At 34.8% G+C, this 13,368-nt stretch carries 12 protein-coding genes; 6 read left to right on the top strand and 6 right to left on the bottom strand.

Features of this window, described 5'->3' with window-relative positions; all coding sequences use genetic code 11:
• The first annotated feature begins 55 nt into the window (after window positions 1-55).
• From ACQY44_RS16365 to ACQY44_RS16350, 4 genes are read left to right on the top strand one after another with little or no spacing between them, the layout of a single operon-like run.
• Complete coding sequence (locus ACQY44_RS16365; protein WP_428231375.1) at window positions 56-526, top strand: GNAT family N-acetyltransferase; 471 nt, start codon at window positions 56-58, stop codon at window positions 524-526.
• Entirely contained in the window at window positions 527-1,216 is a 690-nt protein-coding gene (radC, locus tag ACQY44_RS16360) for a RadC family protein (protein WP_428231374.1), read from the top strand. It begins immediately after the preceding gene.
• A 3-nt stretch (window positions 1,217-1,219) separates the two neighbouring features.
• The gene (locus ACQY44_RS16355; RefSeq protein WP_428231373.1) at window positions 1,220-1,906 is read left to right on the top strand and encodes a YjjG family noncanonical pyrimidine nucleotidase; all 687 of its coding nucleotides are present in this window, start codon (window positions 1,220-1,222) and stop codon (window positions 1,904-1,906) included.
• Window positions 1,907-1,908: 2 nt separating this feature from the next.
• Window positions 1,909-2,649 (top strand): hypothetical protein, encoded by a 741-nt coding sequence (locus tag ACQY44_RS16350; protein WP_428231372.1) that lies wholly within the window; start codon window positions 1,909-1,911, stop codon window positions 2,647-2,649.
• A 15-nt stretch (window positions 2,650-2,664) separates the two neighbouring features.
• Here the strand turns inward: ACQY44_RS16350 and ACQY44_RS16345 are convergent, their stop codons facing one another.
• On the bottom strand, window positions 2,665-3,942 hold the full coding sequence (locus ACQY44_RS16345; RefSeq protein WP_428231371.1) for a replication-associated recombination protein A: 1,278 nt from the start codon (window positions 3,940-3,942) through the stop codon (window positions 2,665-2,667).
• 152 nt (window positions 3,943-4,094) lie between these two features.
• Here ACQY44_RS16345 and ACQY44_RS16340 point away from each other — a divergent pair, with 152 nt between their 5' ends.
• Both ACQY44_RS16340 and ACQY44_RS16335 read left to right on the top strand, forming a co-directional pair.
• Window positions 4,095-4,865, top strand: a complete 771-nt coding sequence (locus ACQY44_RS16340; protein ID WP_428231370.1) for a rhomboid family intramembrane serine protease — start codon at window positions 4,095-4,097, stop codon at window positions 4,863-4,865.
• Window positions 4,866-4,927: 62 nt separating this feature from the next.
• Window positions 4,928-5,434, top strand: a complete 507-nt coding sequence (locus ACQY44_RS16335; RefSeq protein ID WP_428231369.1) for a hypothetical protein — start codon at window positions 4,928-4,930, stop codon at window positions 5,432-5,434.
• Window positions 5,435-5,439: 5 nt separating this feature from the next.
• Here the strand turns inward: ACQY44_RS16335 and ACQY44_RS16330 are convergent, their stop codons facing one another.
• The 5 genes from ACQY44_RS16330 to ACQY44_RS16310 all read right to left on the bottom strand — a co-directional run bounded on the left by ACQY44_RS16330 (window position 5,440) and on the right by ACQY44_RS16310 (window position 13,368).
• On the bottom strand, window positions 5,440-6,240 hold the full coding sequence (locus ACQY44_RS16330) for a DUF2490 domain-containing protein (protein ID WP_428231368.1): 801 nt from the start codon (window positions 6,238-6,240) through the stop codon (window positions 5,440-5,442).
• Between the two features lie 41 nt (window positions 6,241-6,281).
• On the bottom strand, window positions 6,282-7,016 hold the full coding sequence (gene rlmB, locus ACQY44_RS16325) for a 23S rRNA (guanosine(2251)-2'-O)-methyltransferase RlmB (protein WP_428231367.1): 735 nt from the start codon (window positions 7,014-7,016) through the stop codon (window positions 6,282-6,284).
• Between the two features lie 85 nt (window positions 7,017-7,101).
• Window positions 7,102-8,481: a SusD/RagB family nutrient-binding outer membrane lipoprotein gene (locus ACQY44_RS16320; RefSeq protein WP_428231366.1), complete on the bottom strand. Its 1,380-nt coding sequence runs from the start codon at window positions 8,479-8,481 to the stop codon at window positions 7,102-7,104.
• A gap of 17 nt (window positions 8,482-8,498) precedes the next feature.
• Window positions 8,499-11,549, bottom strand: coding sequence for a SusC/RagA family TonB-linked outer membrane protein (locus ACQY44_RS16315; protein WP_428231365.1), 3,051 nt, complete (start codon window positions 11,547-11,549; stop codon window positions 8,499-8,501).
• Window positions 11,550-11,862: 313 nt separating this feature from the next.
• The gene (locus ACQY44_RS16310) at window positions 11,863-13,368 is read right to left on the bottom strand and encodes a SusD/RagB family nutrient-binding outer membrane lipoprotein (protein WP_428231364.1); all 1,506 of its coding nucleotides are present in this window, start codon (window positions 13,366-13,368) and stop codon (window positions 11,863-11,865) included.

Genomic DNA, 13,368 nt, shown 5'->3' with positions numbered 1-13,368 from the left:
TTATGAGTGATTTTTCTTATTTTTTAAATATATTCGCCCTTTAGATTATAGAAAGATGAATTCAAGAATAAAAGTTGTAAAAACAACAAGCGAAAATCCGGATTTTATATCCTTGATACAAATATTTGATACTTTTTTATGGGATCGTTATCCTGAACTTAAAAAGGATTATTGGGGTAATAATTTAATAGAATTTAATGCAAATGTTGTTCTTATTTATTTAGATGAAAAAGCTGTTGCAAGTGGCTGTTTTAAAAAATATAATGGGGACACCGTAGAACTAAAGCGAATGTTTGTTTCGCCCGAAGCAAGAGGTTTAGGTCTGGCACAATTAGTAATTAAAGAACTTGAAAAAGAAGCAAGGAATCAAGGTTTTCAAATCATGATTTTAGAAACCCTGTACAAACAAATTGAAGCGATAAGTTTATACCAAAAGGTAGGTTTTGAAATTATTGAAAACTACGAGCCTTATGTTGGCTTGTCGAATAGTGTTTGTATGAGCAGATCAATTAATACAATACAATAGATGGCAACTTACTCTTCAATTTCAAAGTGGTCTGAAGAAGACCGTCCTCGTGAAAAATTAATGCTTAAAGGAAAAGAGGCTTTGAGCAACGCCGAATTAATTGCTATTTTAATTGGCTCAGGAAGTAGAAATGAATCTGCAGTTGATCTCAGCAGGCGTATACTGGCCAGTGTTGCTGATAACCTGAATTCTTTGTCAAAATTGACTATTGCACAGCTAATGAACTTTAGAGGAGTAGGAGAGGCCAAGGCAATTACTATTATTGCTGCCTTAGAATTGGGTCGACGCAGAAGGATTGAAAAAACTGTTGAATTAATAAAAATTGTCTCAAGCAAAATGGTTTTCGAAATTATGCAACCTATTATTGGGGAGCTGCCACACGAAGAATTTTGGGTGCTTTTTCTGAATAATTCTAATAAAGTAATTTCTAAATCGAAATTGAGTACAGGTGGTATTACAGGTACAATTGTTGATGTACGTCTTGTTTTTAAATTAGCGCTGGAAAGTGGTGCTACCAGCTTGATTTTGTGCCATAATCATCCCTCAGGCAATTTGCAGCCAAGTGAAGCTGACAAAGAAATTACAAAGAAATTGACGCTGGCAGGGAAAAGTTTAGATGTTAAAGTTTTAGATCATTTGATTATAACTGAAACAAAATATTATAGTTTTGTAGATGAAGGAATTTTTTAGCTTATGAACACCACTATTACCGATGTTTTTTTTGATTTGGATCACACACTTTGGGACTTTGATAAAAATTCCGAAATGGCTTTTGATCGAATTTTTAAAAACAGATTTCCTGAAATTAAAATACAGGATTTTATCGCCAAATATGCTCCTATAAATCAGGAATGCTGGAAGTTGTATCAAAATGATAAAATTACGCATCTCGAGTTGCGTTACAACAGGTTGAAATTTTCTTTTGATGCTTTAAATGTTGAAATTTCAGATGCAGATATCAATCATATTGCAAATGATTATATAGAATTCTTAACCGATAATAATCATCTTTTTGAAGGCGCAATTGAAGTTTTGGAATATTTAAAGCCAAAATACAAGTTGCATATTATTACAAATGGTTTTGCCAATGTTCAGGATAAGAAACTAAATAACGCTGCACTATCAGGTTATTTTGATACTATAACAAATTCTGAGTTAGCAGGCGTAAAAAAGCCAAATAGTATTATCTTTGACTATGCCATAAATGCAGCCAAAGCTTCAAAAGCAAATAGTGTTATGATTGGCGATTGTCTTGATGCCGATGTCAACGGTGCATTAAATGCAGGATTGGATGCTATTTTCTTTAATGATAAAAAAGTTGAAGCTCCGGAAGATATTAAACAAGTAAACCATTTATTAGAACTTAAAAAATATTTATAATTATGAGAATAAAATTTTTATTAATTGCACTTCTTACTTCAGTTATTGGATTTTCGCAAACAGTTAATGATTACAAAGCGGTTATTGTACCTTTAAGATATGATTTTCTAAAATCAGAGAATCAATATAGAATGTCTACCATGACAAAGGCAAATTTGAGTAAAGCAGGTTTTCAGGCTTTTTATGGTAATGAAGAACTTCCTGCAGGCTACGGTGATCGTTGTGATCTTTTATATGTTGATGTGAAAAAGGATAATGGTTTTTTGATTACTAAACTTTATGTAGAATTTAAAGATTGCTATGGTAAAGTAATTTTTACTTCTGAAGTAGGGAAAAGTAAAGAGAAAGATTACGAAGCTGCTTATAGAGAATGTCTTGATTTGGCATTTGTTTCTATAAATGCATTGCATTATAAATACAATGGAAAAAGTTTTAACACTACAAATACTGTAAGTACAAAAACTGCTCCTGCTCAGGTGGTGGCTGCTACAGCAGTTTCTGCTCCTGTTGCAGATATGAAAGATCCTAATTTATTGTATGCTCAACCAACAGAGAACGGATATCAATTAATTGATAAAACACCAAAAGTGGTAATGAAATTGCTGAAAACATCACGTCCTGACTCTTTTATAGCAATCAAAGATGGTGTTCAGGGATCATTAAATGCAAAGGACAATCAATGGTTCTTTGAATATTATAAAAACGATCAGTTAATTTCTGAAAAAGTTTCGGTAAAATTCTAAAAATAAAATAAAGGTTTAATAGCCATATTTATCTTTCCAACGGTTCTTTAAAAATTCGCGGTTGCTGTTCTCTCTTGAGTTGCTTCCCGGATTATAAAGAACCGTTTCTTTTACAGCATCCGGTAAAAATTCTTGTTCTGCAAAATTATTGGCATAATCGTGCGAATATTTATAATCATCGCCATAACCCAATTCTTTCATAAGTTTAGTCGGAGCATTTCTTAAATGAATAGGAACCGGTAAGTCACCTGTTTGTTTGACCAGTTGTTGCGCGTTTCCAATTGCCATATACGAGGCATTACTTTTAGGAGAGGTCGCTAAATAAATGGCACATTGGCTTAGGATAATTCGGCTTTCAGGATAGCCAATAGTGGTTACCGCCTGAAACGTGTTATTAGCCATTATAAAAGCCGTTGGATTTGCATTTCCAATGTCTTCACTGGACAAAATAAGCATTCTTCGGGCAATAAATTTCACATCTTCGCCACCTTCAATCATTCTTGCCAGCCAATATACAGCTCCGTTTGGATCGCTGCCACGAATTGATTTTATAAATGCTGAAACAATATCATAATGCTGTTCGCCACTTTTGTCATATAAAACCGTATTTTGTTGTACTAATTCGAAAACGCGATCGTTGGTAATAATGATTTCATCTCCTGCAGAAGCATTTATTACAAGTTCAAAAATATTCAGTAGTTTTCTTCCATCCCCGCCAGAAAGTCGGAGTAAAGCTTCTGTTTCCTTAAGCCTAATGTTTTTTGAGGCTAAATAGGGGTCTATTTTCATGGCGCGATGTAGCAAAGCTTCCAGGTCAGCTTTTGTAAAAGCATTCAGGATATAAACTTGACAACGTGACAATAATGCAGGAATAACTTCAAAGCTTGGATTTTCGGTTGTTGCGCCAATAAGTGTAATCCAGCCTTTTTCGACCGCAGCCAGAAGTGAATCTTGTTGCGATTTACTAAAGCGATGAATCTCATCAATAAACAAAATGGGATTTTTAGCAGTAAACAATCCGCCACTTTGTTTTGCTTTTTCAATTACATCACGTATGTCTTTAACGCCTGAATTGATAGCACTCAATATATAAAACGGACGCTTAGATTCCTGAGCAATAATTTGTGCCAGCGTAGTTTTCCCAGTTCCGGGTGGTCCCCAAAAGATTAATGAAGGAATGAGTCCTTTCGAAATTTGTTGGGTCAACGAACCGTTTGGTCCAACTAAATGACTTTGACTAATATAGTCTTCTAATTGCTGTGGGCGAATACGCTCGGCTAAAGGTGCTTCCATTTTGTAAAATTACTATTTTCAATTTTAATTTTATACTTTTAAAGGGTTACAAATCATAACAAAGGCTATAGAAGTTTTAGCTGACAAATTATCAGTAAATTGTAATTGGATAGTTTTTTGATATCATCTTCATAACTTTATTTCAAAAAACGATGAATGACAACCACTTTAAATTTTCGAATGCTGTTATTGGCCTTCCTGTTTTTTTTGTTCTTTTTTTGTGGATTGTTTATTGGGTACAAATCCGTTTCGATTTTGACTTTTATCAATATGGGATTTATCCTCGTCACTTTTCAGGTTTGCAGGGTGTTTTGTTCAGTCCTTTTATTCATGAAAATTTAAGCCATTTATATAATAACTCTATTCCCCTTTTAGTATTATTGGCGGCGATGCAATTTTTTTACCCAAAACAATCTTTGTCTGTCATTGCTTTCGGAATTTTGTTTTCAGGATTAGTAACCTGGATTATTGGTCGCTCCAATTATCACATAGGTGCCAGTGGATTGATTTATGTATTGGTGAGTTTTATTTTTTTTAAAGGCATTCAGACTGGATATTATCGCTTAGTAGCACTTTCGTTATCAGTAATTCTGCTTTATGGAGGAATGATTTGGTATGTTTTTCCGGACGTTGACAAAACCATTTCCTGGGAGGGGCATTTAGCTGGTTTTGTTACCGGGTTCGCAATGTCGTTAATTTATAAAACGCCGGAATATGCTAAGCCTATAGTCTACGAATGGCAAAAACCGGATTTCAATCCCGGGGAAGATGCTTTTATGAAGCATTTCGATGAAAACGGAAACTTTGTAAATACTGAAATACCTGAAGAAGAGGTACAAGATTTTTCAACTTATTATAATTCTAATTTTTTAGTTAATTATACTGTAACCAAAACAGAATCAGGAGATGAAAGTGTAAATTGATGTATTTGGATTAATTAAAAAAGCCTATTTTTGTTTGTATTCTAATTTCAAATCGACATGTTATGATAAAAATAAACTTTACAATCGTTTTATTATTAGTTGTAATAAGTTTGAAATTGCATGCTCAATGTGACATAAAGAACAGAGTACTTCCTGATGGTACTATGACGTACTATTTTGATCCTGCAGATTTTTATACAACAAAGTCAAAGTCACTAAAGATTAATATCGTAACGGATAAAGAACATTTTTTTATAGCACTTCAGCCTTCACCATTTCCTGCTAAAAAAGACGGCAAAAAAATTAAGGAAGATTTAATAATTCATCTTGCTGATAAAAAAGTATATAAATTAACACATTACGATACACAATACAGAGATAACGATTCAGTTATGCAAGTGCTTTATTTAATAGATCAAAAAGATATTGAAGCTTTTGCTAAGTTTGATGCTGTGGTAGCTGAAATTAATATGGAAGGGACGGAGTTTGTGCGTAATTATGATTTTAAATTGCATAAAGATGCTATCGTTAAGCAGCTCGCTTGTTTTTTGAAAAAAGAGGACAAATAAAATTACTAATCTTCACTTGAAGCTTCATTCTTATGATGTAATTTTTTATTTAGATTTTTAAAAAAATTATTAAAGGTAACAGTCAGTGATGCTGCGTTTACAATTTGGTTTCCCTCGTCTCTGGGAAGATATTCGTTAGCATAGGTGAGTTCGACTTGTATGTCATCACTAAATAAATAACCCGCTCCAATATTTACCCTGTTTCGGTCAAAGAAGCTTAGGCCGGTTACTTTAGTTCCTGACTTAAAAAACAGTTCGTCAGAAGCCACTCCATAAACAACACCTTCTCTTAGAACTTTACTGTTTATTGGTTGAATATATTTTATTTGTTGGCGATAGCGTAAAACATTATCATAGGTTCCGTCCTCGCTTCGCATGTGCCGAAGTTCCATTCGCATTCTTGTGCTTAATGTGTAACCGGTTTTATGAAAATAGTAAATTCCCTGCAGAGCAAACCTCACTTCTGGAGATTTGAATTGGCCAATTTCGGGAACATCTTTGTTGTAATTGTAAGCCAGAAAAGAGGAGAACTTCCAGCGTGGAGAAAAGTAGTAATGTCCCCAAACGCGTGCAGATCTTTGTGTGTTTTGCTGGAAAATATTTGAAGAAGATTCCGTACTGCTATAGACGGCGCCCAGATTCAATTCAGTCGACCATTTTTCATTAATAGTTCGGGTGAATTGAATTTCATTCCAAAATTGATTGTAAGTAGTCTTCTGTCCGTAGTTAATACTTGTAATCAATAAAATTACAAGTATTAAACCAGGTTTTTTAAGTAATCTGTTTCGAGTAGGGGTTAAAGACATCAATTGAGATATTTATTTGCCATCCTAATTCCTAATACTATTTAACTTCTTTGTCGAACAGCCTCATATAAAAATGCTCCACAAGCTACAGAAACGTTTAGTGATCCTATAGATCCAAACATTGGTAATTTTGCTTTTTCATCGACGATTTTAAGTACAGAAGGGTTTATTCCTCTTTCTTCAGATCCCATGATGATAGCTATCGGTTCGTTTAATGTAACGTCATAAATATTCTGATCTGTTTTTTCGGTGGCAGCAACTGTTTTAATTCCTGAACCCTGCAAATAGAAAATAGCATCTTTAATGTGTTCCACTTTGCAAATAGGGACATTAAAGACAGCTCCGGCAGATGTCTTAACGGTATCTCCGTTTACTGGGGCAGAGCCGGACTTTTGTACAATGATTCCGTTTACGCCAGTGCATTCTGCAGTTCTGATAATTGCTCCAAAATTACGGGCATCAGAAATCTGATCTAATATTAAAAATAAGGGTTTAGTTCCGGAGGCAATAGTTGATTCAACTAAATGTTCCAGCTCTATAAAGCCAATAGGAGAGATGGTTGCCACTGCTCCCTGATGGTTATTAGGTGTTAATCGATTTAATTTTTCTACAGGTACATAAGAGAAATTAATGTTAGCGCGTTTCATCACTTTCATTAAGTCTTTCATTAATTCGCCTGAAATCTCCTTTTGTATAAATACTTTATCAACTTCTTTTCCTGCTTGAATTGCTTCTATAATGGCTCTAATTCCAAATATTTGATGTTCTTTTTCCATGGGACAAATATAGGTATAATGTTGATATAAAAAAAAACCACTCTGAATGAACAGAGTGGTTTAATATATTTAGTTGAGAATAAAGTTAGTCTTTATCCCACCAGATTGGTGAAGTTAAATTACTAACTACTGTAGCATTAGCATTATATTGTCTTTCGTCAGATGGAGTTGGAAGTCTTACTGGGATAGTTTTTGATTGCGAGTTTAAATTCGGAATCAAAACTGGAAATCCAGTTCTTCTGAAGTCATTATATGGCTCCATAGTTAAGAATAGAGCAAGGTATTTTTGTTTGATGATACTTTGAACGTCGAAAGTTGCAGTTGCAGTAGCTAGAAATGCTGGAGTTGCTGCTGTACCAGTTATTTTAAGTACAGATGCAGCTACAGCTTGTGATAAAGCTGCCTGAGCAGGTTGGTTTAATCTAGCTTTAGCCTCAGCTTCAATAAATTTAGCTTCAGCATAAGTTACTATTCCTGTAGACGATGTTGAAGTAGCATATGCTGATCCAATATAAGAAGTTGTATTGGACGTTTGATCTTCAGGTGCATTTCCTGTGTAATTTCCATTTGCGTCTTTTGCTACTGAAAATGGTAGTCTTGGGTCAGCTGCGTTTTGCAAATTGTCTACAAAATATTTACCAACTTTTAGGTAGTTTAAACGAGTTCCGTTGTTAAGAGCGAACCACTGATTCCAGCCATTTGCTGTTCCAGGGAAATAAGTATTTGCATCGTCAGCATTTGAAGTAACTCCAGATGCATTAATGTAATCTAAAGCTTTTTGGGCTGCACCAGTATCTACTTGAGTTAATCTCAAAGCATATCTTGCCTTTAAGACGTATGCAATTTTGATCCATTTTTCAGTGTCACCTTTAAAGATGAAATCATCGGTACCAGGGGTTTCTAGATTGCTCGCTTCAGGTTTTTTTAAATTTACAATAGCAGCATCTAAAATAGATTGTAATCTTTGATAGATTTCTTGTTGTGTATTGTATTTTGGAGCCTTATTACCTGCATCAGCTTTAAATGCATCATCATAAGGAACGTCTCCCCACATGTCTGTTGCATATCCAAGATTTATGGCGGTTAATACTTGACCTATTCCATTGTAATATGGATATTGTGTTCCAAAATCACGGTTTAGAATATAGCCACTTACCAATGTTGTTCCGTAAATATTGTTCCATTCATTGTTAACATCTTGTTCAGTTACAATGTAGCGTGAAACAGGTCCAAATTGACCAATATCCGTTCCCGCTAAATGTTGGGTGAAAATCGATGCAGTTCTTATTACTCCACTTGTACTTGTAGAAAAAGTAGAAACTTCCATCGCTGCCATTAATAATGATGGCGTAGTGGTTATTGGAGTGTTTGGATTTTCGTTAAAGGTGTCTAATTCTGTCTGGCAGCTTGTTAGTAAACTAATACTAAATGCCGTTAGAATTACACTTTTTATATATTTTTTCATTTTCATTTATTTTTAGATTAAAAACTTACTCTTAAGCTCATTATGAATGATTTGCTCCCTGGATTGTTAAAGTAATCTAATCCATTGATGCTTGAACCTGCACCGGTTAAACTAGTTTCTGGGTCAACACCTTTATAGTTAGTGTTTAACCATAGGTTTCTTCCTGTCAATGATATCTGTGCTGCAGTAAACAATGGGAATTCTTTTACATTAAAGTCATAGCTTATTGTTGCGTCACGTAATCTAACCCAGTTAACTTGTGTAACAGCTTCTTCTGCTGCTCCACCATTGTCACCAAGGAATTCTCTGTAGTATTTTTGAGCTGGTATAGCTATATCATTTTTACTTCCGTCTTCTTTAACTCCGTCAATAATATAGTTGTGTTCTCTGTCTGCAGATCTTTCAGAAAGACCAAAGTTGTCTAATCTGGCTAAAGTACCATTATATACTGCGCCACCATGTCTTACGTCTATTAATGCTGATAATGTTACTCTTTTGAAAGAGAATGTATTTCTAATTCCTCCTGTCCATTTTGGAGCAGAATTACCTAAGTTACCAGTTTGGTCAGCAATTATTGGTAATCCGTCACTTCCAATTATTTTTTGTCCATTTGCATCACGTTCCCATTTTGTACCGTAAAAACTACCTAATGGCTGTCCTTTAACGGCATAGTAACCAATTGAAGCAAAAGCGGGTTCTATAGAAATTTCATTTAAACCACCTGAAATATCAGTAACTTTATTTTCGTTTTTAGCCCAGTTTAAGTTGATGTTCCATTGGAAAGCATTACTCTTTTTGAAAATGTCATATCCAATTTCAAGTTCAATACCTTTGTTAACTAACTCAGCTGCATTTCTGTAGTCTAAAGCGAAACCTGATGATTGAGGAAGCGGTACGTCAATTAATAGGTCTTTAGAAGTTTTGTAATAAAGGTTAAGATCTATTGCTAAACGATTTTCTAAAAATTTTGTACTTAAACCTAAGTCATGTCCTAGTACTCTTTCTGGTTTTAAATCTTGATTTCCTAGTCTTCCAGCAGGTGACATTCCGTTTACTCCGTTATAAGGAAAGCTTAAACCGTCTGTGAAACCATCAGTCATAAATGGTTGAGCAAAGGTGCTAATTGTTCTGTAAGGTTTTGGAGCGATACCTACTTCACCGTAACCATAGCTTAACTTAGCAAAACTAGCCCAGTCAAATGTATTTGATAAAATCCAAGAAGCAGTTCCTGAAGGAAATATTGCGCTTTTTACATTGTCACCATAAGTTGATGACCATTCTTTACGTACAGTCCCTGAAAGGAAAAGTTGGTCTTTAATCTCAAAATCTACTTGAGCAAATAATGCTCTTGAGATTTGGTTTTCTTCGTAATTAGAAGCATATAACTCAGTTGCATTTCCTAAATTATAAACTCCTCTAACTGCCAAGTCTTTACCTCTTGAGTATACGCTCAAATATTGAGTAGAACGTAAGTTAAGACCAGCTGTATAGTTAATTTTTAACCACTCAGATTTTAATGGAAGTAAACCTGATGCGATTAAATCTCCGTAGTAATCTTTATTTGTAATGCTGTTAAATGCAACTTCACCTATTCCTCCTAAGCCATCTCCGTTTGATGACTTCGCGAAAATTTGTTTACGTGCATCTGAATAAGCGTCAATACCACCTTTTGCAGTTACGTTTAACCACGCAGCATGCTGATAAGTTAAGTACATATTTCCTAGAGCACGATTAACGTCACTAGTTGCAGGATTTTCGTTTACTGTAAAATATGGGTTGTCGTATGATGTAACATAATTTTTGTTATCTCCTATTGGAGTAATATAATCTCTTAAATCATAATTAGTTGGAGAACGTAATAAACTTAACATAACCCCAGATACATTACTACCATTTTGAGCTAAAACGTTAGTCGTATGTGTGTATTGTAAGCTACCTCCAGCTTTCCAGCTTTCGCTTAATTTGATATCCCCTACAAGTCTAAGAGTATTTCTTTTTAGTCCTGTTTCCGGTATCATACCTGTTTGGGTAACATTTCCGTAAGATGCTCTAAACGTAGCTTTTTCGTCTCCTCCGTAAATAGAGATGTTGTTAGTTTGCGTTATACCTTCTTGAAAAAAGTTCTTTTCATTATTGTAAGTTGGTAAACCTAATGAAGCTGCAGTTGGTCCCCAGCTTTGTGGGCTAGCACCATTGAAGTCTTTAGTATTTGTCCCTTGAACATATATTCTTTGTTTTGCAGGTAATTGGCTTACTTTATCTATTCCTAATGAAGTGTTGAAGTCGATTCCTAAACCTTTTCCGTTTTTACCTTTTTTAGTAGTGTAAATAATAACACCATTACCAGCTCTTGCTCCGTACAATGCAGCTGCTGCTGGTCCTTTAAGGATGGTAACACTTTCGATGTCATTAGGGTTGATGTCTAATGCTCTGTTAGAGTTGTTGATTCCAGATAAGTTAGAGTTAAATGGGTTGTCTCCTGCAGTAGTTTGATCTGTTGTGTTGTCAATTGGAACACCGTCAACAACGATTAGGGGGTCAGTAGTACCTGTAATTGTATTAGCACCTCTAATAATAATTTTACTTGAAGCTCCCGGAGTACCACCAGAACCAATAATCTGAACACCGGCAGCTTTTCCTGCTAATGCCTGAAGAACGTTTTGCTCACCAGATTTTGTGATTTCGTCAGAAGTTACCTTAGATACTGCGTATCCAAGTTTTTTCTCTTCCTTTTTGATACCCAATGCGGTTACAACCACACCTTCCAGTTCTACTGAGTCATCTTTTAATTTTACATTAAGAGATGTTGAACTTGCAGCTACTTCCTGGGATTTCATCCCGATGTAGCTAAATACCAAAATTTGGCTTGAAGATGCTTTGATAGAGAATTTACCATCAAAGTCTGTTTGTGTTCCTGTCTTTGTTCCTTTAACTAATACACTAACACCCGGTAAAGGCATTCCTGTATTGTCAGAAACTGTTCCAGAAACAGCTCTTTCTTGCGCGAAAGTAAGTTGCGCAACTAGTACTAATAATAGCACTAAGAATCCATTGAACTTTAGTTTCATTTTTAAATATTTTGAATTAGTTTGACAAAAATCTTAATAATTTGTTAATCTACCTAATATAAAAAGCTTTTTTTTTAGTTAAATTATGATTTTGCTATAAGATATTGTTTTTTTATAGTTAAAAAACGCGTGTAAATTATAAATTCGCATTTTTATGCTTCAAATATGATAATAATGAAAAATTATGCAATTGTTTAAAATGTTAAATTTAAGAAAATAGTCGATGGTATTCTTTTTTTTATAACTTTTATGCAAAAAAACCACTCTTTTTAAAGAGTGGTTTTTATGTTAAATTAACTTAGTATTTATGGTTTTATTTATCCCAGAATATTTTAGTGCTTAATTTATCTCCTCCAATTGATGTAGAAGCAGCGTTATAATTTGTAGCATTTAATGTTTGCTCTCTTATAGGATATGCCATTCTGGACGGAATTTGTCCTTCAGCAGCGGCATCTGCATTTGCCGGTGGTGTAAGAGCAGGGAAATTTAGCCTTCTTGTAGATGTCCATCCTTCAAACCCTCTGTTGAATAAAGCATACCATGCTTGTTCTCCAACTTTTTGCTGCCATGTTCCTGTGGCCGTGGCGTAAGCAACTGCTGGCTGGGCTAAATAGGTATCGGCATCTGCTGAGGCAACGCCCCAATCCTGCATAGAAGCTCTAATTGCTGCTTCATAATGTGAAGCGATAGTGCCTCCTACGGCTACTCCTCTTCCAGAAGCCTCTGCCAGTAAAAATTCTACTTCTGCATAATCTAATAAAGTACCACTGAAGTCTGGAGCTTTTATCTTATCACTTACATGCGTAAATCTTGATTGTGAATTTTTAGATCCAACGATACCTCCTTTATAACCTGTGATTGTTATTAAATCTCCGGTAACTGGGTCTGTGTCTTTGTAAGTTGGTCTGAAATAGGGTGTTTTTCTAGGGTCATTCAATGTTACTAGTGCGTCAACAAATGGCTTTGCAACAACGAAATCATTTCTTCCTGAGAATACCATATCTACATAAAGTGGATTTGTATTAGGAAGGTTTAACATGTAAGGTAATTTTGCATTGTCTGCATTAGATGTAAATCCACCTGCTGCACCTGAAATAATTGTTGCGTCTGCGATTGCACTTTCTAAGCCCGAAGCTTTTAGGTTTATCCCTAATTTTAATTTGATACTATTGGCGAATTTGATCCATGCATTTAAGTTGTCTTTGTAAATAACTTCGGCATCTCCAAATCCAGGCTGTGAAGGATCTATATTTGCTATGTCATTATTTAGACGAACGATAAGATCTTTGTAGATGTCTACTGCTTTATCATATTTAGGCAGATAGTTTCCAGATGCCTTTAGAGATTCTGTGTAGGGAACATCTCCGTAAGTATCTACTAGTACTTGATAAGTGTAAACCATTAAAATATCAATTAGAATTAATTGATTCTTTTTAGTAATAGTTTTTTGTGCAAATTCAGGATCTGTAGATAAAATAACATCCTTCTCTAAGAAACCTTTTGCTTGTGATAAATCAGCTAAGGCTCCTGCGTATAGTCTGTCCCAGTGATTGTCTGAGATTTTACGGGTGACCCAATTATAAACGGATTCGTCTAGGTATGTGGTCTCAGTCCATTGTTGATTTGCTAATCTAAATATGTTTCTGTTTACATTAGTATTAACAAGTTGTTCTGTTAACCCTTTTTCTGCATTTGTAAATAAGGTGCTTGCAGGTACTACAGAGGGGTTTTTGACATCTACATTTAAGTCTGTTAGGCTACTATCGTCACATGATATCGTGAGGATCATGATTCCTAAAGCATATATTAATTTTTTCAT

It is taken from the genome of Flavobacterium sp., from assembly GCF_965277525.1.
GTDB lineage: Bacteria > Bacteroidota > Bacteroidia > Flavobacteriales > Flavobacteriaceae > Flavobacterium.
This window is presented reverse-complemented; position numbering and strand designations above follow the sequence as displayed.

What these genes read in the sequence shown, in the direction of transcription:
- ACQY44_RS16330 (WP_428231368.1), bottom strand. Translation starts at nt 6,240, where the DNA reads ATGTCTTTAACCCCTACTCGAAACAGATTACTTAAAAAACCTGGTTTA.
- rlmB (WP_428231367.1), bottom strand. Translation starts at nt 7,016, where the DNA reads ATGGAAAAAGAACATCAAATATTTGGAATTAGAGCCATTATAGAAGCA.
- ACQY44_RS16350 (WP_428231372.1), top strand. Translation starts at nt 1,909, where the DNA reads ATGAGAATAAAATTTTTATTAATTGCACTTCTTACTTCAGTTATTGGA.
- ACQY44_RS16340 (WP_428231370.1), top strand. Translation starts at nt 4,095, where the DNA reads ATGAATGACAACCACTTTAAATTTTCGAATGCTGTTATTGGCCTTCCT.
- radC (WP_428231374.1), top strand. Translation starts at nt 527, where the DNA reads ATGGCAACTTACTCTTCAATTTCAAAGTGGTCTGAAGAAGACCGTCCT.
- ACQY44_RS16355 (WP_428231373.1), top strand. Translation starts at nt 1,220, where the DNA reads ATGAACACCACTATTACCGATGTTTTTTTTGATTTGGATCACACACTT.
- ACQY44_RS16345 (WP_428231371.1), bottom strand. Translation starts at nt 3,942, where the DNA reads ATGGAAGCACCTTTAGCCGAGCGTATTCGCCCACAGCAATTAGAAGAC.
- ACQY44_RS16310 (WP_428231364.1), bottom strand. Translation starts at nt 13,368, where the DNA reads ATGAAAAAATTAATATATGCTTTAGGAATCATGATCCTCACGATATCA.
- ACQY44_RS16320 (WP_428231366.1), bottom strand. Translation starts at nt 8,481, where the DNA reads ATGAAAAAATATATAAAAAGTGTAATTCTAACGGCATTTAGTATTAGT.
- ACQY44_RS16315 (WP_428231365.1), bottom strand. Translation starts at nt 11,549, where the DNA reads ATGAAACTAAAGTTCAATGGATTCTTAGTGCTATTATTAGTACTAGTT.
- ACQY44_RS16335 (WP_428231369.1), top strand. Translation starts at nt 4,928, where the DNA reads ATGATAAAAATAAACTTTACAATCGTTTTATTATTAGTTGTAATAAGT.
- ACQY44_RS16365 (WP_428231375.1), top strand. Translation starts at nt 56, where the DNA reads ATGAATTCAAGAATAAAAGTTGTAAAAACAACAAGCGAAAATCCGGAT.